This window comes from Acetobacter pomorum (assembly GCF_002738225.1).
GTDB lineage: Bacteria > Pseudomonadota > Alphaproteobacteria > Acetobacterales > Acetobacteraceae > Acetobacter > Acetobacter pomorum.
On record NZ_PEBQ01000074.1, the window covers coordinates 1 to 22526 of the forward strand.

22 protein-coding genes are annotated in these 22526 nt (G+C 47.4%); 8 read left to right on the top strand and 14 right to left on the bottom strand.

Annotated features, from left to right (window positions below):
• Positions 1-29: 29 nt before the first annotated feature.
• The 11 genes from CSR02_RS16520 to ssb all read right to left on the bottom strand — a co-directional run bounded on the left by CSR02_RS16520 (position 30) and on the right by ssb (position 11621).
• Complete coding sequence (locus tag CSR02_RS16520; protein ID WP_167384095.1) at positions 30-932, bottom strand: hypothetical protein; 903 nt, start codon at positions 930-932, stop codon at positions 30-32.
• Positions 933-978: 46 nt separating this feature from the next.
• A complete protein-coding gene (locus CSR02_RS04720) occupies positions 979-2034 on the bottom strand; it encodes a hypothetical protein (RefSeq protein ID WP_143225539.1) in 1056 nt (351 codons plus the stop codon).
• On the bottom strand, positions 2024-3595 hold the full coding sequence (pilO2, locus tag CSR02_RS04725; protein WP_099540749.1) for a type 4b pilus protein PilO2: 1572 nt from the start codon (positions 3593-3595) through the stop codon (positions 2024-2026). Before pilO2 ends, CSR02_RS04720 begins: the two co-directional genes overlap by 11 nt.
• Before the next feature lie 13 nt (positions 3596-3608).
• Positions 3609-5426, bottom strand: coding sequence for a secretin N-terminal domain-containing protein (locus tag CSR02_RS04730; RefSeq protein WP_099540750.1), 1818 nt, complete (start codon positions 5424-5426; stop codon positions 3609-3611).
• A gap of 3 nt (positions 5427-5429) precedes the next feature.
• Positions 5430-6410, bottom strand: coding sequence for a TcpQ domain-containing protein (locus tag CSR02_RS04735; RefSeq protein WP_099540751.1), 981 nt, complete (start codon positions 6408-6410; stop codon positions 5430-5432).
• Between the two features lie 452 nt (positions 6411-6862).
• The gene (locus tag CSR02_RS04740; RefSeq protein ID WP_208616807.1) at positions 6863-7708 is read right to left on the bottom strand and encodes a DNA N-6-adenine-methyltransferase; all 846 of its coding nucleotides are present in this window, start codon (positions 7706-7708) and stop codon (positions 6863-6865) included.
• Positions 7709-7801: 93 nt separating this feature from the next.
• Positions 7802-8350, bottom strand: a complete 549-nt coding sequence (locus tag CSR02_RS04745; RefSeq protein ID WP_099540753.1) for a hypothetical protein — start codon at positions 8348-8350, stop codon at positions 7802-7804.
• A gap of 178 nt (positions 8351-8528) precedes the next feature.
• On the bottom strand, positions 8529-9449 hold the full coding sequence (locus CSR02_RS04750; protein ID WP_099540754.1) for a hypothetical protein: 921 nt from the start codon (positions 9447-9449) through the stop codon (positions 8529-8531).
• Between the two features lie 104 nt (positions 9450-9553).
• Positions 9554-10198: a Spy/CpxP family protein refolding chaperone gene (locus tag CSR02_RS04755; RefSeq protein ID WP_099540755.1), complete on the bottom strand. Its 645-nt coding sequence runs from the start codon at positions 10196-10198 to the stop codon at positions 9554-9556.
• Positions 10199-10213: 15 nt separating this feature from the next.
• Complete coding sequence (locus tag CSR02_RS04760) at positions 10214-11023, bottom strand: TRM11 family methyltransferase (RefSeq protein ID WP_143225540.1); 810 nt, start codon at positions 11021-11023, stop codon at positions 10214-10216.
• A gap of 82 nt (positions 11024-11105) precedes the next feature.
• Positions 11106-11621: a single-stranded DNA-binding protein gene (gene ssb, locus CSR02_RS04765; RefSeq protein ID WP_099540757.1), complete on the bottom strand. Its 516-nt coding sequence runs from the start codon at positions 11619-11621 to the stop codon at positions 11106-11108.
• A gap of 325 nt (positions 11622-11946) precedes the next feature.
• On the opposite strand from ssb, the gene CSR02_RS04770 reads away from it, so the two are divergent.
• The 3 genes from CSR02_RS04770 (at position 11947) to CSR02_RS04780 (ending at position 15282) form a co-directional block, all read left to right on the top strand.
• A complete protein-coding gene (locus CSR02_RS04770; protein WP_099540758.1) occupies positions 11947-13527 on the top strand; it encodes a sigma-70 family RNA polymerase sigma factor in 1581 nt (526 codons plus the stop codon).
• Between the two features lie 182 nt (positions 13528-13709).
• Positions 13710-14213, top strand: coding sequence for a hypothetical protein (locus CSR02_RS04775; protein WP_124296500.1), 504 nt, complete (start codon positions 13710-13712; stop codon positions 14211-14213).
• Positions 14214-14358: 145 nt separating this feature from the next.
• Positions 14359-15282, top strand: a complete 924-nt coding sequence (locus CSR02_RS04780) for a MotE family protein (RefSeq protein ID WP_143225541.1) — start codon at positions 14359-14361, stop codon at positions 15280-15282.
• A 366-nt stretch (positions 15283-15648) separates the two neighbouring features.
• On the opposite strand, the gene CSR02_RS04785 is transcribed toward CSR02_RS04780, so the two are convergent.
• The 3 genes from CSR02_RS04785 to CSR02_RS16265 form a co-directional block, all read right to left on the bottom strand.
• Positions 15649-16230, bottom strand: coding sequence for a hypothetical protein (locus tag CSR02_RS04785; RefSeq protein ID WP_099540761.1), 582 nt, complete (start codon positions 16228-16230; stop codon positions 15649-15651).
• Positions 16231-16323: 93 nt separating this feature from the next.
• Complete coding sequence (locus CSR02_RS04790; protein ID WP_124296498.1) at positions 16324-16653, bottom strand: hypothetical protein; 330 nt, start codon at positions 16651-16653, stop codon at positions 16324-16326.
• A gap of 48 nt (positions 16654-16701) precedes the next feature.
• The gene (locus tag CSR02_RS16265; RefSeq protein WP_124296497.1) at positions 16702-17040 is read right to left on the bottom strand and encodes a hypothetical protein; all 339 of its coding nucleotides are present in this window, start codon (positions 17038-17040) and stop codon (positions 16702-16704) included.
• Between the two features lie 385 nt (positions 17041-17425).
• Here CSR02_RS16265 and CSR02_RS04795 point away from each other — a divergent pair, with 385 nt between their 5' ends.
• From CSR02_RS04795 to CSR02_RS04815, 5 genes are read left to right on the top strand one after another with little or no spacing between them, the layout of a single operon-like run.
• Positions 17426-18937, top strand: coding sequence for a methyl-accepting chemotaxis protein (locus CSR02_RS04795; RefSeq protein WP_099540763.1), 1512 nt, complete (start codon positions 17426-17428; stop codon positions 18935-18937).
• On the top strand, positions 18937-19221 hold the full coding sequence (locus CSR02_RS04800; RefSeq protein WP_099540764.1) for an STAS domain-containing protein: 285 nt from the start codon (positions 18937-18939) through the stop codon (positions 19219-19221). The genes CSR02_RS04795 and CSR02_RS04800 overlap by 1 nt, the downstream gene beginning before the upstream one ends.
• A 3-nt stretch (positions 19222-19224) precedes the next feature.
• On the top strand, positions 19225-19638 hold the full coding sequence (locus tag CSR02_RS04805; RefSeq protein ID WP_272867653.1) for a response regulator: 414 nt from the start codon (positions 19225-19227) through the stop codon (positions 19636-19638).
• Between the two features lie 23 nt (positions 19639-19661).
• The gene (locus CSR02_RS04810) at positions 19662-21893 is read left to right on the top strand and encodes a chemotaxis protein CheA (RefSeq protein ID WP_099540765.1); all 2232 of its coding nucleotides are present in this window, start codon (positions 19662-19664) and stop codon (positions 21891-21893) included.
• A 43-nt stretch (positions 21894-21936) separates the two neighbouring features.
• The gene (locus CSR02_RS04815; RefSeq protein WP_099540766.1) at positions 21937-22449 is read left to right on the top strand and encodes a chemotaxis protein CheW; all 513 of its coding nucleotides are present in this window, start codon (positions 21937-21939) and stop codon (positions 22447-22449) included.
• Positions 22450-22526 lie beyond the last annotated feature (77 nt).

The window sequence follows — 22526 nt, forward strand, 5'->3', positions numbered from 1 at the left end:
CGATTTATTGCTCATGAATTCTTCTTACCTCACGGGTCTTTCTGTCTCCACAAAACCCGGGGCAATTCAATACCTCTGGGGAGCGTAAACTCACCAGGCCGCATATTTTTATCCTGAAACTGTGAGGTGTCGTAATGGCTATCGCCTTCCGTAGCTACAATCGCGGCGATGTGGTTCAGCCTTAAACCTGTTTCATATGTCTCGTGTTGGAAGGGACGAATTTCGCCGTAAATGCGGAAACTGATACTCGTGCCCGCTTTCGTTGCGTCTATATGAATATCGGATGCGCCGGCTTTTGCTGCCTCATCATATATCTGGAACAGTTTCTTTTGGATGCTATTGAGTTCTTCGCCTGTAAGGCTCTGGCCTCCAGCTTCACCCATCAACTGTGATGTGCCAAGACTGTTAATTATGGCGATCGTCTTGATCGGAACTGTGACGTCACCAGTAATGATATAGCCGCTCTGTTCGATGAGGGTTTTAGCTTCAACGACGATTGGATCAAAACGTTTTTTGTCTGGATAGATAAATTGCCCTTTTTTGTCGTTCCCATCCCCTGCATCCAGCACGAAAGCTGCCATTTCCCGGTGTCGGTTTTCAAACCCGGAAACCGGGGTGCCGAGGCCAGTGATAATGGTGCGATCTTCCTCTTTGATATTATCAATCAGAGAGTCGACGTCTGTCTGGGATTCAATTTTACGCAGTAGGGTCTTGGTTTCTGTATTCTGGTCGCTGCCCTGTGCAATGTGAGGTGTTCTTCGGCGTGTGCGAGCTTCTTTTTTTTTAGTCGATGTGTTGTTTTGCGGCTTGGTATCTGTTGTGAGCCATGCGATGGCGGCGTTAATCCGCTGTATCCAGCCTTGGATTACATTCCCATTTTTCTTTTTTGAACTCTTCTTTGATTTTGAGTTCTTATTTTTTTTCTTAGGCATGAATAATCATCCATTATTTGTGGATGAACCTTGCCGATCAAAGGATTTATCCATTGAACGGTGGTGCCAATGGAGGGGAGAGACTTGGCTGATAAGCATGATTGTTTTGAGTATGGGTTTTCTTGCTTGTCCGGTTTCCACCTGTCGATTGGGATGAGGCTTTATCATTGTTTTCAGCAGTTTCCGAGGAAGGTCGTTCTCTCGGTACGGAATCTCCCCAGGCCAAAGGAATAATACGACCGGAGTGTGAATCCTTGATGGTCACTGTTTTTCCAGAAATGCCGTTGATAGTCACACCATCCTGCACCATGTCACCGGTCGAGACTTTCATCTCACCGGAATAGGGGACAAGAATATTAGCTTCCATCCCTCCGTCATATGTGGCGTTAGTGCTTGTAACTACAGGGTAAGGATCTTGCTGCTGGCTTTTTAGGCCTACAGAGCCTTTACTGGCAGTTTCCAAGGATTGCTTGAGGGATGCTATTTCGCTCTTCAAAGTGTCCAGATCATGATCATTGTCGGAATTTCCATGATCTGAACCCTGAGATTGACTTTCTCCCATACCTTTTTTGGCATCAATTGTTTCGCCAGCGGCTGCTTGTTCTTTGTGAGGGTCAAAAGCTTCGGCCCACGTTTCGATAGCGACTTTAAGGCGCCGTTTTCTGGCGTCCAAAAGTTTGATCTGTTTTTCTTCTTCAGTCAGTTGATCAATCAGGGTTTTGTCTGATGGACTTAGCTTGGTCGGCTTAAGGTCCCCATCGCCTATAGAAAGACCTTTCAGGCGGTCTGAAATCTGGCCATTCATACGATTTAGAGTTGCTTCTACCCTGCCATTATCCTGAGATATGGGCTGACTGGCCAGAGGGAGAGAAGGGGGCGGAGCGGGGCGCGGTTTGCCTCGGCCACTATCAACAGACATAAGACTGGCGAAGGGCACTCCAGCGTTAGGCTCTGCAGTGGCGAAATTTTCGTCGTTTGATGGATGCTGTGCTCCAGTCTGTTTATCGTCAATCGAAGCAGCCGACGCAAATGATGAAGCGCTAACAATAGCCCCTCCCGCGAGGAGAATAATCAGACCACTCGACAAGATTTTATTGGGCACCACTGTTCACTCCTGACTTGCTGGCTGACTTCATTCCACTGGCATTGGGTACCGGAGCCTGATTTTTACTTTCAGTAGGAGCACCACCTCCAGCTTCACTCTTCTTGATTTTTAGTTTTGCCCTATGTTCTTCTAAACTCTCCTGAGCGAAAATTACCCCTGAGATAACTGGTATAGGTAGTCTTTCGTAAGCCGTTGCCGAAATTTTCCATGTTAAAGTATTTGGGTCAAATGAGACCTCATCCGCCCTAAGGGCCGGAATTGGTGCGATATATTGGTACAAGTCTACAGGATCAAAGGATGTTTCAAAGGAAAAAGAGACATGCTTTTCTATGCTAAAGCGATCCGTTCTCCCGTGTGTTCCCGGCTTACGGTAAGTCGTTCCCACGATTGTATCTGAAGTGATTGGGACACCACGTTCTTCGAAGTTTTCAATAAGGTGACGCCGAATAACGACTGTTGAATCAGTTTTTATGTCGTGGCCCATGACATTTTGCTTGGGAAAGTGAAAATGAACAGGTCTCGACACAACGAAGTTTTTGCCAGCCTCTTTTATGCTTGGATGCGCATTGCCGACATTAAATTCATAGGGGAGCCAAGAAATAGAGCCATATGTTCGATCCAGAATGGATTGGATCTCCCATAGGTTGTCGGAAGGATCAGTGTCATTGACCGGTCGACAAGAGATAACCTTGGTGTTCCATCCTGCCAGAACAATCGGGGTCTCTTTGATCGCCTCAATGCAGGCATCTATCGGGTAAATTCCATGCACAACTCCCTCCCAGGGGAATACTGGCAGGGGGACAATAACTCCGACCTTCTTATGTTTTTGCTTGGCCTTCATTTCAGCTAAAATTGCTGCTTTTCGCTTACTCTCCTCGTGACGTTCGTACATCCAATAGATGCCGCCGATAACCACGCCGAGCAGTACGGTTGCTGTGAGATAATTTACGAAGTTGCTGCTGTTCGCAGATTTAAGAGTGATGCTGAATTTTTTTACATCGGAGAACAGGTCTAGGAGAGTGGTCGTCGTCAGTTCGGCGTCTTCTGCCATCGAGATTTCAGAGGAGATGTCCTCGAATTCTTGACTGACAATGATCTGATCCCACTCAACCTCGTCAGAAAGAAGTTCAGCCAATGCGGAACGAGCTGCGTCAAGGCCGTTGATCAAGCCATCATGAGATGACAGGATCGCACCTTCTCGTATTGCGACCAGGTAGAACTCGTCATCTGCCCCTTGGTCTGTATTGAGACAGGCGAGGATATTGCTTCCATCAGCGACCTGTAGGAAGGCGGTCGCCAGTGGTGGCATCTTCGGCTTCTGGTGATCCGCTGTAGAGCCAAGGCCGCACTGAATTGAGGATCCGTCAACGTATTTGTTCAGACAGTATAAGTCGCATCCCGTAGCGTGGGCCTGACGTTTGGCGCTTTCCTTGGCTCGTTCATGGGGAATGAAATACCAGGTTAGGCCAATAGCGAACTGTTTCCCTCCGACATCGAGGAAACTGCCACGGTGCTCGGTGTTGTCTCCCGAATTCAATGAAGCATCGGCGTCAGCCATTTAATCCTCCAGATTAGTAGGAAAGGGCTGGTTCGTCTTTGCCGTCCCCATCGGAGGTTATCGTTTTGGGGGCATCAGAGAAGATAACCGGTGTAACGAGCACAAGATAAAGGGTCTGCACATGCTTGCCGACCTGCGAGCCACCTAATCCAAGGAAGTTAGCACTTCCGACACCGCTGGCTGATGTATTGTTCGCATCCTGCATGAACCCGGCCATTACTTCGGTGCTACCAGACGGTATCCTTACCTGATTGACGCTATCCTTATAGTCTACGTCCTTCAGCATCAGGGATACTGACTTGTCAGGGGTTGTATAATCATCGAAGCCATAATTATCGGCTCCGGTACGATCAGAAAGGTTTGTAGCGAACTGCAGGAGAACATGGTCCCCATCCCCAGTTATCCGCGGCAGTACCATCATAGAAAAGCCAGTTGTCAGATCATCCACGTTAACCTGAGTTCTCTGTGTGCCGCTAAGGTCACTGCTTGAGGTTGTGGAGTCAGAAACCTGCATATCCTTGACGTAGCTCTGTGTATGAGCAACCTGCAGGGGGGCTGGCATTCCATTAAGGGTCAAGACGGTGCCCATGGATCTTGTCCGTACTCGGGCTTGCGTTCTTACTGCTGATGCAATGGCTTCACTAGCATTGAATTTCGAGTTCGGGTTTGTCATCGACACAGTAAAGGAGCTGATACCTTCTACTGCTGCGGCGGTGGGAGATGAGTAAGACAATCCATATTTAGATGCCTTGTCGAGGATGCCTTTGAGGTTAACACTGGTATCATCTGAATCTGTAAAGGTAAGGGCCATCAATTCCACTGATATGCCGATTTCCTTACTCAAGCGTGCATTCTGGCCTTCAAGAAACCGCTCTACCTCCGCCATAACGGAAGGTGGCGCAGAAACCGTAATCGTGCCTGTACTCATTGTCGGAGAGACACGGCCGTAATCTGAAACTATAGAGCCCAGCGTCTTGGTGATTTCATCCCATACGGCAATCGATATTTTAGAGGAGAGGGTGTCAGTGGTGGCAGCATTCTGGCCACCAGAACTCGACCCACTTGAAGATGAACCGCCAGAATTCATGGCGCTGTTCAATTCATTGGCGGAGGGAAGCGCGTGAACAGTAAATGTTCTGGTGATCATCCTGAAAAATCTGATCTGACCTTCATCAAATTCCCAGGATACTGAAAAGTGAGACGCGACAGATGAAAGGAAATCGTCAAGAGAGCCGGAGTAATTGCTAATGCTCATCGTGACGGGAGATTGATGTTCCTCTGTTATCGTCCCTCCCATTCCCATATCAGAGAGAAGGGAGTTCATTCCCTGATTGTTTACAGGGGTCGGAGCCATTGAGACGGTAGGCATCATCCCGCCGCCTTTTCCGCTGCTCCCTGACCCTCCACTTTTAGGAGTAACACCTTGAGCCATATCTAGGATTTCAGGTGCGAATGTTACGGGGATATGCGTTTGCTCAGTAACAAGTGCGGCGATCTGGTAGAGGGGGATGGCTTTAGGATGGTTGTATTTAAATGCCCCTGGCTTCAGCCAACGGCGAGGCAGAGGCACCCCATGCTCAGATCTTACGACCTTTGTGCCAACATATGCCCCTTGCATATAGTGGGACGCCTCAGAGTCATCATCACCACCTCTCAGGGCGTTGTGCATAATTTCAGTTGAATCTTTGATCGTGGCGGAAGAAGCCCGGTTCCCTTGCTCTACCGTGTACAGTCCAGAACAACCCGTTAGAGTTAGGGCTGATGAAGAAAGGAGCACTACAGACAGGAACGTGGAGAAATGCTGCCGCAAATTCTGCTTTAATGAGCGCATATTTTAATCCTGTAGTCCTCTGTGCGTGACAATGACTGCTGTTCGGTTTTTCCAGAAGTAGATATCTGGGAAAGGTTTTTCCGCCCCGGCCATTTTGATCTGCTGCTGGATCTGATGGATCATAGTCCAGGCTGCATGGGGAAACGTGCCTTCAAAGTCGCTGTCAGCACTGACCTCATAGAGCATCCGAGTGTCGTAAACGACTTGCCAGCCGGCCTTCTCGCCCCATTCTTCAATGATGTCAGAGAGATATTTCCCGCCTGTTGCATGCCATATCTGGGAAGGCGAACTATTGTTGTCCGCCATTTCAGTTGATTTTGAACTCCCAGTGCTCGATCCATCAGGTGAATAATCTTCCCCGCCTGAAGGATTGATTGGAGACAGGGAAGGGCTATCTACCTGATGAGCCAAACTGGAGGATGAAGCTCTCAAGTCGATTGGCTTTTGTGGTGCCTGAGTAGCAGCTACTGCGTACGGCTTATTTGACGGCTGAATAATTGGGGTAGGAGATGATATCGGTGGTGGAGAAGGCGGGGCAGTAAGGAATGTTACGCCCGGCGCCCGAATGGCGGCACTTCCTCCAAAAACTATGGGCTGCGATTTAGAAGGTGAGTAGGATGATGAGGCGGAGGTGGCCGGGCCGCTGGCACTATCTGCCGCGGCGTTTAGGTTTCTAACTGAAACTTCATATCCACTTACGTTGAAGCCGTAGTCAGCTCCACTTTCTGAATGGATTGAATTAAGCGTCTGTCGCCAATCTGCGGATCCTGTCCATGACACCTTATCAGAAGGATCAACTCCCCCTGTGATGGCAATGTTGTATCCAGAAGGGACAATCAATTTTATCGCATCATACAGAGGAACTGAATGACCAAACCCATGCGAACCGCTGGAACGCGCAAATGCCTGGGAAGAATTAAGTGGCGCATAGATGGCTGTGCTCACAAAAAGGCTAAAAGCCAATAGTTTACCATTAAGCCCCATTCGAGATTTCCGCCTTCGCAATCATCCAGTCTTATCAAGGCCTATGATAACGAAAAATAGCCTTGATTCCCTATTGAAAGAATTCCGATTAGAGAACTTAAAATCAAGGTTAAAAGACTTGTCGGTTTGAGAATTCATAAAGGACGAATGATGAGTATTGAAATTAGTCTTCAGAACAAAGCAAAAAATTGATTGGAGACCCAATTTTCACTTCCTGAAGGGAGAAAATATCTAAAAGTCAATGATGCGGTAGTATCGAAAGTTGCGACTGATGCCATCACCCCACTTGTGATGTCACTAACTTCATTGTCTGTGGGAATTCTGCGAGATGAACTGTATTTTATGGAAGGGTAATCACTTTTATTTTCATTAGATTTATATGCGCTATTAGACAAAAACTGATCGAAATGGTTTAAGTTTCTGCCTAATATCTAGCTCAATATGGGATTAAATTAAAAGGCAGCCTGATAAAGATCGAATTGCTCTTTCTTAAAGCCTACTCTTGCTACAGTTTGCCTGATTTTAGCTTTCCAGTTTGGGTTTGATTTGGCTTTAGGGTGATCAGCCACAAAGCCATATAGGTCTGCCATAGAGAAGCTCTTCTTCTTCATGCTTTGCACGGCATCGATAATTACTTCTCTCCACGTAGGAATAAATGATTGATCATTTTCCGTATCATTGGATGATCCAGAAATGGCATAGAGCATTGTGAAACGGTTAAGGGGAATAGCTGCTCCAGGCAGTACGCCATCAAGCAGCAATTCCGCATCGCTTTCTCCATAAGAGATCAATGCAAGTGGAGCGCCACAATTCTCCTTTGATACTGTGCCATCACCGTGATGAAAGTGAGGCCGGCCCTTGAGAAAAAGGATAGCTGATGCCGCACTCCAGATAGTTTTGAAATAAACTTCAGTTTCAACGCGAGCGAATAGCAGAGCCAACCCATGATTATGGTGAGCCATTTTGCTCATCCATTTCATGAGGCCGGAATTTGTATATGGCGGATTAAGCCAGATCCGTCCGAACCAAGGTAAAAGAAGGCCATCCTGCTTTGGGGCTGTGTAGTGTGTTTCTGCCGTAGGCCACAGGTTAGGATCGGGTGCAGAGCAGGGGTCGAGGTCAAATTTACCTAGAGGCTCAAGGATATCCCTTGGCGTTAACCAGGTTGTTGTTCCAGGAGCAGATGAGTGGTGAGAGCTCATACCCCTTTTTCTAGGGGACTTCTTCGGGTTTAAATCAGGACTTGCAGAAAGATTTGGGGTTTTTGGGGCTGCTAGAAATGGCTTTTGACTTGTCATCGTAAAACTCTACACAAAAAATGTGGTTGGTAGGCTACTTGTGCCTGCCAACCACATAAACATCATGCGAGGAAGTGGGGCTGATAAGATTTATCAGCCTCGACAACCTGTCGCAGGGCATGAAGACGGTTGGGGGGCGCCATCGCGGGTGATTTCACCATCATGTATTTTAAATTTTACTATCTTATTGAGTTCCTGACGGTCACGCACTAACGGCATTTGAATGGTAAATGTTTCCGTTTCTTTGTCGAAGGTGGTGCTTTTTGCATCAGCACAGGTTCCGAAAAACGCTGTGGGATGAGCGCCAGATGCATCGACTGACGCGATGGCATAACGAGAGGGGCATCCTTCGCCACCAATGGATTTGAGAACAGCGTAATCCTTGTTATCATGGCCTTGATAGATGGCTGAAATTTCCAAATGGTTATTGCCCTTTGCAGAAGGCTTACTTTCTTTGCCATCCAGATACAAATGGTTCGGTGGCAGCGAACCGCCGTAATCAGATGTAGTCAGTTGTCCAAAGCGGGTCTCTTTGTGGGAATATACACCATTTTCGGCATGACTGGAGGGACTGGTAGCAGCGACAAAAGACGCCAGAGTGCCAAATGCCAATAGTGAGCGGAATAGGGCCTGAATTTTCATTCGATTTATCCTTCATCAAAAACTTGATGTGGTTATTTTGGCATGTATTTAAAAGGCTATTCAACCCATCTAATTAGATATCAAATACGAAAAAGTATGTGTGTATATATGGGACAAAGTGTGCTAGGAAAAATCTATACTGCCATAAAATGATCTTATCGATACTAAGCTCGCAACTCTATTTTTGAGATAGATCGCTTTCAGCTAATATTTCATCAATTGCCTTTACAATTGTCATTGCAGAAAATGGTCTCCAACGGTTTTCCGTGCACAATGACCTTATTTCCCCCAGACTGTCCTCAACCCCCTTCTTGTAAATGGCCTTATCATGTAAATTCATTTCTTCAGGAGATAGGATCGGCCCCTCGTAAGTAATTTTCTGATTATCTACTGATATTGGGGACGCTTTTTCTGGGTCGGATGAATCCATATATTGCTTTGATGCAGCTCGCCAAAACGCCGCTATTTTCTCAGTATTTATTCCCTTCTGCATGCTCAAAACATGCCATCCATTAAATGCAGCCCAATGGCCATAAGGTTCGATGTTTTCATCACATCTACCTAAAGGGGGAGATTGAAAGTATGTGGCGATTTTCTTGAAGTGTGAGTTCTTGGCAAGCAATCCTAAGGTGGACGATACCTCTGCAATGTTGTTCTTTTCGCCGTTGTTATTGGAATTGACGTTACCGCATTGTATTGCGGCTGCAGACTTAAGCGCCTTTTGAAGGATGTCTTTAATAGAAGATATTTTCTTGTTTGTTGAGGGTTCAGAGCCTGTGCAGATTCTAATGGCAAGATCTGCAGCAAGAATGAGGCGGCATATTACTTCTTCGCAGTCTTGGCTTTCTGCAAGGGTTCTAACCCTACCTGCGTAATTGGCCAATTCAGATAAAGCCTCAGGCGTGACGGCGTTACCATTGATGTGCCAGACCTGTTTGATCTGGTCGTAACGTGCTGGGTATATCTCTAAAGACCCATGCTCATTGCCCATTTCTTCGGGGAATGTGATCCAAAAGAATTCATTGGATTGATTCCCCTGACACTCGGCCAGATGGGAAGGAATCCCGCTCCATTCTTTGTGGGATATGCCATTCAACATGAGTGGATACACCTTAATTCAGAGGGGTATTTATCCCCTCCCTCTCATATTGTTGGTTGCAGGAGAGGGAGGGGCGGTCGGGAAACAGGTGAAAGAGAAAAAATTTAGTGGGAGGCAGTTGGCTGGGCCTGCCCGCCGTTTGGTTGGCCAGCCTGCAAGGCACGGATCTGGCTAGCCAGTTTTGCGATTTCTGTACGAGTTTTGATGCCCTGATGGATTTGATCAGGCGTAAGGAGATTGTGGATTTTCGCTGTGGCGTCGACCTGAACGCTATCTATCTTATTATGGATTGCCTCTTCCTGATGGACGATATCCTGAAGATGGGCAATATCAATTTTGGCCGTGGACTCAAGATTTGAGTTGATCTCTTGTCTTAGTTTGGCCACTTGATCGCGAGTGCCTACAATTTTTGATCGGGCTTCCCGCAAAATCTTTACTACTTCGTCCTTTTGATTTTGTGTCAGGGAAATCCCTTCAAGCATTGGCACTCTGAAAACTTCTCGTTGTAGAGAAGATGGGTCGGCACCTGCGTTGTTGGATGCTTTTGTCTGGATCGGCGCAGTTGTTGGTTTGCTGCCCTGAGAATTGGCCGCGGGTGTGGAGGGAATTTTTGCTGAAAGGGCTGGGATCTCACTTGCAATCGCCTGTGGTGCAGATAGCCGAAAGCCTGGAATGGCCAAGGAGATCGTCAATAGACCGACTAAGGCTGCCCCAGTGGTGAACGCTATTTTTTGGGTTTTCAGAGACATGAGGTGCTAATCCAATTACCTTGTTTCAGGATGAGACAAATCAAGCGCAATCTGTGCTTCAGAAGGAGCTTCTTCCTCGACAAGTTGCTCTTTGCAGGGCTCTGGAATGGGTCGCGAGATTGGTAGCCAACCTCCAGTCCAGGTTTCTTGATCATGCTTCCTTTCGAATACATACCAAGAATATGGTATTTTGCCGCCGGTCGGTTTCATGTCACTTTTACCTGGCGGCAAAGAAACTCTTTTGGAGAATTGCCAGAACCGCGCAAGTTTCTTTGTGGAGAGATACCAGGAAAGACGGTTTTGGCCTTCCAAAAATCGAGAGGGCAAGAGTAGGTAGACGATTTCTGTGTCCACTTCCCAGGCCGCATCAACAATTTCCTCCCATTGTGAAAATGGCGGATTGCTGACGATTATTTCAGGTTTCCAGTGTTTAATCGTATCTCGGAAATCTTTAACGCACAGTGCTCCATCCCATCTTGGATGAAGATCGCCGCCGTGAGCATTGACGCCGTATTTGCGGAGGGTAATAGGGATATTCCCCCCACCACAGCACGGATCTATAACATATTTCCCAAGAAGATTATGACCTTCCTTCGCCATGAGGCAGTGAACTTCAAATGGGGTTTCTGTGTAATAGTCGTCAGGATCTCTTTTGTGTCTGGAGACTTTTTTAGTACGTTGAGTCGCCTTGGGTTTGCGTGACTTTTTTTGGGATGCCTCCCTTTTTCTCTTCACCTTTACAGCTTTATGAGGAGAAGCGGGATACTGAGTGTGCGGGAGATTGCTGTCACCGAGTACTTTCGACTGATCCGGTTGTAAAGTCAAAACCCGGCGCTCCAATCAGATGGAATGCAAAGAAAAGCGCGCCATAACAAAGCGCGCTGTGTGAAGTAGATAAAAGGTTCGGCTAAAATGGGATCTCATCATCAAGATCACCAGAACCGCCAGAGCCAGAGGCATCCCACCCGCCGCCGGCTGAGCCAGAATTGGCGGACTGACCTCCGTAAGTTGAACTTCGTGAGTTTTCGCCATTATTGGGAGGAGGGTAATTCCCACCGCCCTCCGAATTGCCTTTGTTATCCAGCAGCACCAGTTCACCCCGGAAGCGGTCAACGATAACTTCCGTTGTAAAGCGTTCCTGCCCACCCTGATCAGTCCATTTTCTGGTCTGCAGAGAGCCTTCTAGATAAACTTTACGGCCTTTGCGCAGGAAGCGTTCGGCCACATCTGCCAGACGTTCGTTGAAAATAACTACGCGATGCCATTCTGTGCGCTCACGCCGTTCACCAGATGCTCGGTCATTCCACGTGTCGCTGGTGGCCAGAGAGAAGGAGACAATCTTTGAACCGCTCTGGCTGGAGCGCACGTCCGGGTCCTTGCCCAGATTGCCGACCAGAATGACCTTGTTAACGCTGCCGGCCATCACTATTCCTTGCTAAAAGATTAGAAAAAGTTTGTCTGAGAATATTTTAACAAGGCTATTTTGATATGATCAAAAAAAAATGTCAAATCCATCTTTCATTAGATGACGAATATATTAGGAAGAAATTGATTCAGTTTTCTTTGAGTAATCAGTGTGTCTTTTTTGGCACGCTTCTCCTATAGTCAGCCACTTCATAAGTTGTTAAATGCTTCCTCCTTTGCTGTTTGTGGCAACAGCAAGGCAAGGCTAATTACGTCCTAAATAGATCAATTTATCCTTGCCATTGGGACCACTTCTCTCGATCTGACCTTCGGGGAGTCTTTATATGACGGGCTTTTCATCGTCATCATCTTTCGATGCCGGCCATATTTCCAAAGATAGCGATCGTGCCAGAGGGGAGCCAGACGCTTCTTCCTCACAAGTCCAAGATTCACTTGAGACGTATTTCTCTGATGTACGAAGGAATAAGCGTCTTAGTAGGGAAGAAGAGGCTGAGGCCTCAAAAAGGATGTCTGAATATCGTGGGGATGTTATCGCGATTATCTGCAAGCTGACATCTTTCCCCTCCGCCATTGAAGGTTTCATACAAGAGTTAGGATTAGGTGAGTCCCACATAAGATCTCTCGTTGATGTTAATGCGCCAAATTTTGAGCCCAATAAAATTTTAAACCTTGCCGCTAAAGAACTCCCATCCATGCCCGAACGTAACGCGGGTGATTCTTTACAATGCTATGCAGGTATCTGTTCTCTTAAGCTTTTCTTGGACTGGTTATCGAATAACAAGAAACAGCGTGCCAAGTTTACACGTGATGACGTGGACGAGGTCGTTACTGATCTCCAGATTTCTTGGTCTTTATTTGAGCGATTTGCTGGCACCATAGCTCAGGCGGAACAGCAATTTAGAGAAGAAGAGCGAAAATTCCTCTCATTAATGCGCAAACATGGCATTACGGGTGAGATTTTACGTCCACATTGGCGAGGACGGGAATGTCGAGATGATTGGTCAAATTCAGAACTTCTTCAAACTATTGGCGTAAAAGATAAAAAATTCAGCATTTCTGATATAAAAACGATTAAAGCCTGCCAGGCTAGTATGAAGCGGGCAGCAGTTTCAGTTTCAATGACACCGCGGATTTTGTTAAAAGCGCACAGGGAGATTTCACTTGCGATGTCAAAATATGCGCAAATGCGGCGTCTTATGATCAATAGCAATCTTAGGCTGGTTATAAAGGTCGCAAGAGGTAAGTCTTCCCCTGAAATGAGCCTGAAAGATCTTATTCAGGAAGGGAATATAGGCCTGATGAGGGCTGTCGAGAAATTCGACTATAAATTGGGATTTGCCTTCTCAACCTATGCAATCTGGTGGATCAGGCAAGCAATTTCGCGAGCTACTGCCGAGCAGAGCAAAACTATCCGTATCCCTGCCCATGTGCAGGAAATGAAGCGGGTAATCATGAAAACAGCAAATGAATTTAAGGAGCGCTTTGACCGAGATCCGACTGAAGAAGAACTTGCAGAATTGTCTGGTTATTCAGAGCATAGAGTTCGTGATGCTCTTTCAGCGGCAGATCGCACAGAAAGTATTGATGAGGTCCTCCCGGACAAGCCAACTTCTGAACGATATTTGGTCGATGATAAAGCCGAGTGTGCTCTTGATAACATAATGACGAAGGAGGGGGTTTCTGCAGTTACGGAAGCCGTGGATTCATTGAGCGAAAGAGAGCGGCTGGTAATACGCATGCGCTACGGTCTGGAGGGGGAAGCAGAGGCAACCCTTGAGGAAATTGGTGACAAGCTAGGGGTTACACGGGAGCGTATTCGTCAAATTGAGGTTGCTGCTCTGGATAAACTTCGCCACCCAAGACGCAGAAAGATCATGCAAAGAGCCATTCCGGGCATTGCCTGAAAGATGGTGCTCGCCTAGTGCTCAATGTTTATGGTGCAATCCATAGGTCTCTCTGGGGCAAGCTTTCTAAAAAATAGCCTTGTCTTTTTTATTGTTGCTATTGGGTGTGGATGCCTGTTTCTTTGTATGCACAAAGAAAATTAGCCTTGTGTATTCCTTTAAGGACGTGACGGGGGGAAAGTATGTCAGGAACAGCAGCGAATTCTGAATCGGGACAGAATTGTGCAACTACTGTTTTCGCGGCGGGTTCGCAGATAACCAAAATGCGCTGCATCAGCGAGGGTATTGTAGATATCCTTGGCGAAATCCGTGACTCTGCGTTGACTGCGAAGAGAATTAACGTGAAGGGGTTTGCTTCGGGTCAGTTCCAGGCTGAAACCATCGTTATCAATGGCCGGTTGGAAAATGCTACGATCCAGGCCGCGAGAGTATTTATCGTTGATGGTGCGCATGTCGAAAACTGCGAATTTAATCTTTCCTCATATCAGGTTGGCATAGGCCAGAACGCACATCTGACCGGGCGTATTGTTTTTAACATGCCTACAGCCGCAGATCTGGCGGCTAGACAGCCGCAACAGGTCTCAGCAGTGGCGCAAGGATCAGCTTCACCTCAACGGGGCGCTCCTCCGCAAAAAGAGGATGATGATGAGCTTGTGCTTACGCCTGAAATGAGATCTGGTGAATAATCATCTTCTGACTATTTTGAAGGTTAATTTCGTCGGTTTCCTATCCGAAGGGTGGGGCATTACTCATCCAGCGGATGAATAGTGGCCTGATCGTGATGAAAGACAAACTCCCTTGCTCCTTAGCGGCCTGTCTCTGAGTAAAATTGTGAATATCTCATCAGCACTAATGACGGTTTTGCTCGCTCTTAACCTTCATTCTCTTGCCTCTAAATTTGGTGATGCTGGAGAAGATCAGGCCACAATTTCTCCGGCATCTGCCCCAGAAAAAAAAGAGAGCGGGGAGGTGAAGTCTTCCAACCAAGCAGAAGATGTGAAGTCAAACGCTACTACTGCGCCCCAAACAACAGAGGCTTCGGCCAATCTTACACAACGGCAGAAGCTGAATATGCTTGAGGGGTGGCAGGCATATGATGCCGCATCAAAACCTTCAGATCATGCTGATGGCGGGCCGGGCTCTTCACCGGCTGACGCTGAGGATATAATGGAAACGGATCCTCGCGTGAAAACTGCAGCACAGGATATTATGGGGGACATTAAAAGCCATCAGCCTCAAATTGAGAGCCAAAACAAGGTTTATGAGGCACAACAGAAAAACCTTGAAACAGAGAGGCGGGCTCTGGATCAGCAAATTCAAAATCTGAAAAACTCAGAAGCTGACCTTGATGCCAAGCGGACAGAGCAGAAGAAGGCATTTGAAACAGAGGTTGATCGCCTTGCACGTGTATATGAGCAAATGCCTCCAAAAGATGCTGCCGTTGTGTTTAATATTCTTGATATGCACGTGATGGTGCCTGTCGCATTGCATATGAACCCTCGAAAGGCCTCCGCCATTATAGGCAATATGTCTCCTGATCGTGCAAACATTCTGTCGCAGTATATGGCAGGCATCAGGACAATCTCATCACCAGAGCCAGGCAAAGAATACCAGTCAGAAATGGCGACCATTGGTGGTTTAATTGCCTCGGAAGGTAAGGCTGGGAGAGAGGCGGGCAATGACATGCAGACGTTCAGCCAAAAGCCGGATTCCCCCCCTTGGCAGGCGGATGCATTCAAATCATCCCGACAATAGTTATGACATTCTCCCCGCTCTGAATGGACGGGGTTTTCCTCAGCATCTATGCATCAGGATGCACAGGCTGTGGTTGCAACGCCGAACACCTCACGACAGCAGGAAACAACCATTCCGCGATCACCTCTATCGGGGTGAGCATTGATATCTAATAGGGCATGTTTCCCCGGTCACCATTGGATGAGCACATTTGCTCCTGCATTCCTGAGAGTTGGCAGAGGTAAAGCAAAATCCAAAATGTGCAACGTGTAGATCATTAGTCCGCGACTAATGCACAAGACCTAATGCATTAACGAAATACCCTCCATCCCTCTCACAAGTGACAATGGAACTTCATCCCCTCACATAAGCAATGAGGGAATGGCGTTAGGGGCTTGGTGAGGCGTCATATCCATTTTCCAGTTCCTCAACTTCTTGAACGCTATCAACACCAAAATTGTTGTCAGTTTCATATGAGCATTTGGGCTCGATATGTGGCTTTATGGCGATAGGTTTCATCAAGGACGGAATGCCAGCAATAGCTGTATTCATGTCGATAGAGACAAGAAAGTGCTTGGGGTCATCCATTCTGGAGACAAAGAAGGCAAATCCATCTTTGTGAGGCCCTACATCCATTACGACTGGGCAGTTGCCCTTATTGGATAGGAGCCGGCCACCTTCAGGGCTTATTGTCCATTCGCCTTCATTGGGATGGGCATGCGCAAATTCTAGCAAAGCTAGTCTGTAGCGATTATGCTGATGATTCCCAGCGATCATTCCTGTCATAGACAGAAATTCATCAATGATCATATCCAAGGCATCTGCAGGAAGATCAGCCGCGACCTTTTCTACCTTGTGAGCCAGGCGGTCAGCACGAGGGAAAACTTTTGCAACGGCGGCCAGGTCCACCCCAGTCTTTTCATGGAATAGAGATCGGGTGGAAACGCGATTATCTGCGCTGACAGTCATTGTGATGGTCTCCTGGCGTAGGCGTATAATTCATGATTCTAATAACCTGAACCTATGCAAGAGACCGATCTAATATTCAAAAAAACACACACATTATGCAGGCAATAGCCAAACCATTTTATTACTTATGGCCGATACCCCAGTGACATGTAATGACTTATTCAATGTCAGTCTCTTTTTATCATCGACCGATATAGATTGATAAATATCCACCTCACAGATGAGGATGTCGCCACTCTCTATGGTTGGAATACCATTTTTATTGTGATTCTGACGAAAGAAATCAAAAAAATCCGCGCATTTATCGAAATTGACTGACACAAGGCCATTACCGTCAGACATTTTCCATATATAGCCATGTTCAGGTAGAGGCGAACGCACCTCCAATGCCATTGCTATTTTTTGCGATGTATAATTTTTCAAGGCAGAATTCCTTATCTTTGCGGTCGAATGTGCCGGAGGTCCCAGATTTCAAGCGCGAGGCGTTGTCACGAAATTGATGTTGTTATTCATGAGCCTGCGGATCAATTCTGGGTTTGCTTCGCACCATTTGCGTTCACTCTCTGTGAGAGATTTTTGGGGCTTAAGGAGTGATGTTCTTGGCCAGTAAAGGGTCTTTCTCCGATTTTTGGCCCCTCCGCTGACAATATAACTGGTGTGATCGCGAGGAATGGCGTTGCCCAAGCGGCGATATTCAGGAGAAATTTCGGATGGTGTCTTTCCTGCCGGCACGATCGCGATGATAACGCCACTCTTTTGTGTGCAACTGCTTTTCCAGGAGACTGGTGTTCCGATTTTAAAGTCAGTCATATCTTGCGATCTCCGCTAAGCTGTCAACCTTCTGGGTCTAGGTTCGAGAGTGAAGGTTTGAAGGTTAAATTAAGCCTAGAATAGTAAGACCTTTCTTCGGAGGTCTTAGACAAAAAAGAAGTATGCCATCTATGACTGATCGGGCCAAGATCAGGGTTAAGGTTAGTTTCGCATTTAAGGCCTTTTTCATCATGTTTTATGAATTTTGTGAGCAGGCTATTTGAATAGAAATATCATCGGTTGAGTATTTGTCCTTAATCGCGATTTTTTTTTCATTACCCTTTGTTTGAATAGATGCCTTCAGCGCGCCGGTCATGTGCCTGTGCGAGAGGTTTTCTGGCAAACAAAGTACGCCATGGAATATTGAAGAGGATCGCCCTTCGTCATGCTGAACTGGCTTTATACAAAGGCGCCTGCCCGCGCGAAAATAAAGGTCGTCATGCTAATCATGGAGGCAGTCCTACTCTTGCAGATGATTGTGGGGGTATCGGAGTTCTTCCTGCATAAGTCCGCTCCTCAGATATTTGTGGGTGAAATGGCCACGCTGGCTGTAGAGCAGATTGTATTTCTGGCCATTTGGGCAGTAATGACGAAGATCATCATTATCCCGCTGGAGACACTGGCCAGTCTTGGCGAATCCCTAGGTCGTGGTGATATCCCAAAAGAAATCCCTTATGTGGATAATGCCGACTGCGCTGGTCGGCTGGCACGGATACTCTCTTCATTTTCTGAGCGGGTACGCCAAGGCAAGATCAATGAAGACAAGACGCGCGTAGTGGCACAGAAGGCTGAAGCTGACGCCGAAAGGATCCGCATACGTGATGAAACCACGCGCAAGGTTGTTAAGGCAGTGGGGGAGGCACAGGAGAAGCTGTCCAACGGGGACCTTACTGTAAGACTGAATGATCCCATTTTTGATGGTGAATTTTCTGGTCTAAGAGATTCATTTAACAGTACAGCTAAATATTTGGCAGATGCTTTGGCCCAGATATCGGCAAGTTCTGAATCTATCGCTGATGGGGCATCAGAAATATCAACTGCTTCTGATGACTTGGCACAGCGCACCGAGAGGCAGGCATCAAGTCTGGGGCAGGTGTCCGCTTCGGTTAATGAAGTCAGTGCCGGCGTTAATGAGACTGCCGAGGCGTGCTCTGGGGCTCTGGAAGAGACGATCAAGGCGTCACAAAAAGTTCGTGAAGCATCGGATGGGATGCGCAGGACTACTCAGGCTATGAACGATATTAAGGCCTCTTCCGATGATATCGGTCAGATCACTTCTACAGTCAGTGATATTGCTTACAAAACCAATATTCTGGCGCTCAATGCGAGTGTAGAGGCTGCGAGAGCAGGTGAAGCAGGCAGAGGCTTCTCTGTCGTTGCCCGCGAAGTGCAGAACCTGGCCGAGCAGTCATCCAAAGCATCTGAAGCGATCAAGAAGAAGCTTGAGGCATCTTCTGGTCAGGTTAAGACCGGTGTGGCCCTTGTGGAGCAAACCAGTTCTCTGCTTGCCGATGTCGCTGTTGGCACTGATGCGCTGACCAAGAGGATTGAGAAAGTCGCGAAGTCAGCAGTGGATCAGTCCAATAATCTGGGCGAAGTTGCCAAAGCAGTCGGCGAAATGGATCGCATGACCCAGCAGAACGCGGCAATGGTAGAGCAGTCAACTGCCGCCAGTGTCACTCTGACTGAACAGGCCGGCAGATTGCGTGAGGTTACGTCTTCATTTCAAACGGGTTCACGTAACGCCCAGCGCAAAGAGAAAAAAGCCGGTCAGACATTCTCAGAACGGAAAGAGAAAGATCGTTCAAAGTCAATTAATTCTAGTGAGCTCGTTGTACAAGACGGGAAAACGGTCGAAACAACAGCGCCTGACGATGAAACGTGGAAGCATTTCTGATGTCTGAAGCTTCAATGGTTACCAATATTAAATTACCGCGGCGTCTTGATACGTCTGCGACTGACAACCTGAAGGCTGACATTGATGAGGCCTTCAAGTCTGGTCAGAAAATTTCTCTTGATGCTTCAGATGTTGATTACGTTGGCGGCCTTTGCCTTCAGGTTCTGATGGCAAGTCGTCTTCCAGTGATCAATTCATCTGACAAAGCTGTCCAGGCTTTTGCCCTGTTTGGCGTAGAGGTCGGATCTGATGGTATGCTGAAGACAGCCGTTGAGGAGGTTTAACCTGTGGTCAATGGGAAACCAAGTGTTGAGGCGCAAGCCTCTCACAACACGATCCGCGTTCTGACTGTAGATGATTCCAAAACGATACAGGTCATGCTGCGTAAGGCGTTGGAATCTGCAGGATATGAAGTTATTCAGGGAGGCGATGGTGTTGAGGGATTAGAGACCCTACGTGCATCATCACCACCTCCGAACGCTATCATCACAGATATCAATATGCCTAGAATGGATGGGTTTGAGTTTATTGAAGCTGTACGGAAAATCCCAGAATATCGGCACATTCCAATGCTCTGCCTCACCACGGAAAGTGACCCGGAAAAGAAGTTGAGGGCAAAAAAAGCCGGCGCGACAGGGTGGATAGTTAAGCCATTCAACGCGGAAAGCCTTATCGCGGCGATCCGGCGCGTCACCGACTGAAATTCTAAAAGGGCGATCTAGGCATGAGCGACGATACGGGCGATATGGAAGAAATTCTTCAGATCTTTTTTCAGGAATGTGATGAACAGTTGCCGGTTCTTGAATCTGGTCTGAGCGAACTTTCCTCCGGTGCCTCTAGCAAGGAAACAGTCAACGCTATTTTTCGGGCTGTCCATTCCATAAAAGGTGGCGCTGGATCTTTCGGGTTGGAGCGTGTGGTTAGATTTGCCCACGTGTTTGAGAGCGCTCTGGACTGCTTGAGGTCAGATAAGGTTGAACCAACTCCTGAGATCATCAAAACCTTTCTTGGTGCGATGGATATCCTGAGTGATCTGGTTGCCGAGGCCCGCGGATCCGGTCATGAAGTTGAGGACCAAAGGATTGCTACAAGCCAATCAAAGCTAGAGGGGATTATAGAGCAGGGTGGTGGCACCAAGCCATCCACACCCGGTGAATCAGTTGTGCCGGAAGATTTTACCCCTGTAGCTTTTGACTTCTCCGATTTCGATGAGCCGGCCGGAGCTCCGCCTCAACCTATTTTCAAGGTTGTCCGCTTCTATCCTCACGACGCTCTGTATGACCGCGGAGACGATGCCAGGGGCTTGCTGTTGTCGCTCCGCGGACTTGTTGAAGATGAAGATAGTGTGCGCATTAGCTGCAAGGTTAACCCGGAAATTTCAGAAGATTTTCCGGCGCTGCCTAACCTTGATGCCCATAAGTCATATCTTGAATGGCGTGTACGTCTTCCTGGTCATATTAAAGAAGAGGCCATTCGAAGCGTTTTCGACTGGGTTGGAGACGCCTGTGACTTCTCAATCTCGTCAACGGATGGTGAAGGCCCAGATGGGGGAGGGACTGATTCATCGACCCCATTCTCAACCCAAGAGGGACAGAATGATACTCCAGAAGCCTTTCCGGTTGAAAAGGATGCGTCTGGAAATGTCGATGCCACTTCCCCTTCTTCAAAAGAATTACCTCAGAAGGGGTCAACCAAGCCTTCACCTGCTCAGCCCAAAAAGCAGGAAAAACAGGTATCAATTCGAGTGGATCTCCATCGTATCGATACACTGATGGATCTGATAGGCGAGATGGTTATTGCCCAAGCTGCCTTGGAAGCCGTTTTGGAAAAGGGTGGTAACATTCAAGATCAAGAGACGTTGAAAAGTCTCGCGAGTATGAAGACACTTACAAGAGACGTGCAGGATGCTGTTATGGCAGTCCGCGCTCAGCCGGTGAGAGGTGTCTTTCAGAGGATGAACCGGGTTGTGAGAGAGGCGAGCTCTCTCGCTAATAAAGAAATCATTCTGACGCTTGAGGGTGAAGATACGGAGGTAGATCGTACATTAGTAGAAAACCTTACTGAGCCCCTAACTCATATGCTGCGAAATGCTGTTGATCATGGCATAGAGAAACCTGAGGATCGGATAGCGGCCGGCAAAACACCTCAGGGAAACATTCTTTTGTCCGCAGGTCACAGATCTGGCCGAATTGTTATTACGATCCAAGATGACGGTGGGGGTATCAATCGTGAAAGGGTGCTTGCCATCGCCATTAAAAAGGGGATCGTATCACCAGACGCCAATCTGTCAGATGACGAAATAAATGACCTGATTTTTGCCCCCGGCTTTTCAACTGCATCTACCGTTTCTGATCTATCTGGCCGCGGCGTGGGTATGGATGTTGTTAAGCATGCAATTCAAAGCCTAGGTGGACGTATTACGATTAAGAGCATTCAGGGCAAGGGCACAACATTCAGTCTTAGTTTGCCTCTAACCCTCGCAGTGCTTGATGGTATGGTCATTGAATGCCGTGGCTCCACAATGATTGTGCCGGTCTCTTCTGTTGTAGAGGCCATGGAAATAAAGAAGAAAGAAGACGTTTATATTTTGCCGGATGGCGGAAGTGTCGCCTCAATTCGCGATACTTTTATGCCCCTCATTTTTCTCGGAGCTGAATTATCCCTTCCTTTGCCATTGGATAGGCAGGAAGAGACTATCGGAAACTCAGTCATTCTCGTTGTCGAGAATGAGTCGGGGGCTCGTGCCGCGCTTGTGGTCGATGAGATCCGAGACCAGACACAGGTCGTTATCAAAAGTATCGAAAATAATTACCGGCATATCCCAGGCGTGTCAGCGGCAACGATACTGGGAGATGGCAGTGTTTCACTCATTCTGGACGTATCCGCTCTGATGGCTCCTGCGACAAGACGGATTGATACCAGAGCTGCTTCAGACCGCCAAAATATTGCTGCTTAAGCAGTCTTCTGCACAAAACAAGAGTAGAAAGGATTGGAAGTCTATGCGTTATGCATCCAACAATGGTGATCTGGCAGATAAGGCTGTGAGCACAAAAGAGCAGATGATCCTTTTCTCGATAGGGCAACCCGATGAGAACCAACAGGAATATTGCATCCCGATTTTGATGATCAAAGAAATCAGGGAGTTTGAGAGGCCGACAAAGCTTCCTCACAGTCCACACTATGTGGAAGGTGCAATAAATCTGCGCGGAAATATTCTACCAGTCATCAATCTGGCAACCAACCTCGGTGTGCAGCCAGAATTGAATAATCCACGCCGTATTGTTGTGATCGTTGAGTATGAAGGTAGAACCTTCGGATTGCTTGTGGATCGGGTTGTCGGGATTACAGATATTTCTAGCGGCGAAATTCAGCCAGTATCTGTTGATGCCAGCACATCCGAACTGAGCGGTCTGGTTATGGTGGAGGATAAAATGATCGGCATCCTCCGACTTGATAATATCGTAAGTCAATTGGTTGGCGGATCCGGTGGCGCGGCCGCCATGGAATTCTAAGGATAGATTAACATCTTCCTCGCCCTAAAGGACGAGGATTTCTCCGGTTAGACCGGGTGTAGTTTTCGCTTCAACAC

Excerpts from the sequence above, each read along its gene's own strand:
- CSR02_RS16520 (WP_167384095.1), bottom strand. The coding sequence starts at position 932 with ATGCCTAAGAAAAAAAATAAGAACTCAAAATCAAAGAAGAGTTCAAAA.
- pilO2 (WP_099540749.1), bottom strand. The coding sequence starts at position 3,595 with ATGGCTGACGCCGATGCTTCATTGAATTCGGGAGACAACACCGAGCAC.
- CSR02_RS04730 (WP_099540750.1), bottom strand. The coding sequence starts at position 5,426 with ATGCGCTCATTAAAGCAGAATTTGCGGCAGCATTTCTCCACGTTCCTG.
- CSR02_RS04735 (WP_099540751.1), bottom strand. The coding sequence starts at position 6,410 with ATGGGGCTTAATGGTAAACTATTGGCTTTTAGCCTTTTTGTGAGCACA.
- CSR02_RS04740 (WP_208616807.1), bottom strand. The coding sequence starts at position 7,708 with ATGACAAGTCAAAAGCCATTTCTAGCAGCCCCAAAAACCCCAAATCTT.
- CSR02_RS04745 (WP_099540753.1), bottom strand. The coding sequence starts at position 8,350 with ATGAAAATTCAGGCCCTATTCCGCTCACTATTGGCATTTGGCACTCTG.
- CSR02_RS04750 (WP_099540754.1), bottom strand. The coding sequence starts at position 9,449 with ATGTTGAATGGCATATCCCACAAAGAATGGAGCGGGATTCCTTCCCAT.
- CSR02_RS04755 (WP_099540755.1), bottom strand. The coding sequence starts at position 10,198 with ATGTCTCTGAAAACCCAAAAAATAGCGTTCACCACTGGGGCAGCCTTA.
- ssb (WP_099540757.1), bottom strand. The coding sequence starts at position 11,621 with ATGGCCGGCAGCGTTAACAAGGTCATTCTGGTCGGCAATCTGGGCAAG.
- CSR02_RS04770 (WP_099540758.1), top strand. The coding sequence starts at position 11,947 with ATGACGGGCTTTTCATCGTCATCATCTTTCGATGCCGGCCATATTTCC.
- CSR02_RS04775 (WP_124296500.1), top strand. The coding sequence starts at position 13,710 with ATGTCAGGAACAGCAGCGAATTCTGAATCGGGACAGAATTGTGCAACT.
- CSR02_RS04785 (WP_099540761.1), bottom strand. The coding sequence starts at position 16,230 with ATGACTGTCAGCGCAGATAATCGCGTTTCCACCCGATCTCTATTCCAT.
- CSR02_RS16265 (WP_124296497.1), bottom strand. The coding sequence starts at position 17,040 with ATGACTGACTTTAAAATCGGAACACCAGTCTCCTGGAAAAGCAGTTGC.
- CSR02_RS04795 (WP_099540763.1), top strand. The coding sequence starts at position 17,426 with ATGCTGAACTGGCTTTATACAAAGGCGCCTGCCCGCGCGAAAATAAAG.
- CSR02_RS04800 (WP_099540764.1), top strand. The coding sequence starts at position 18,937 with ATGTCTGAAGCTTCAATGGTTACCAATATTAAATTACCGCGGCGTCTT.
- CSR02_RS04810 (WP_099540765.1), top strand. The coding sequence starts at position 19,662 with ATGAGCGACGATACGGGCGATATGGAAGAAATTCTTCAGATCTTTTTT.
- CSR02_RS04815 (WP_099540766.1), top strand. The coding sequence starts at position 21,937 with ATGCGTTATGCATCCAACAATGGTGATCTGGCAGATAAGGCTGTGAGC.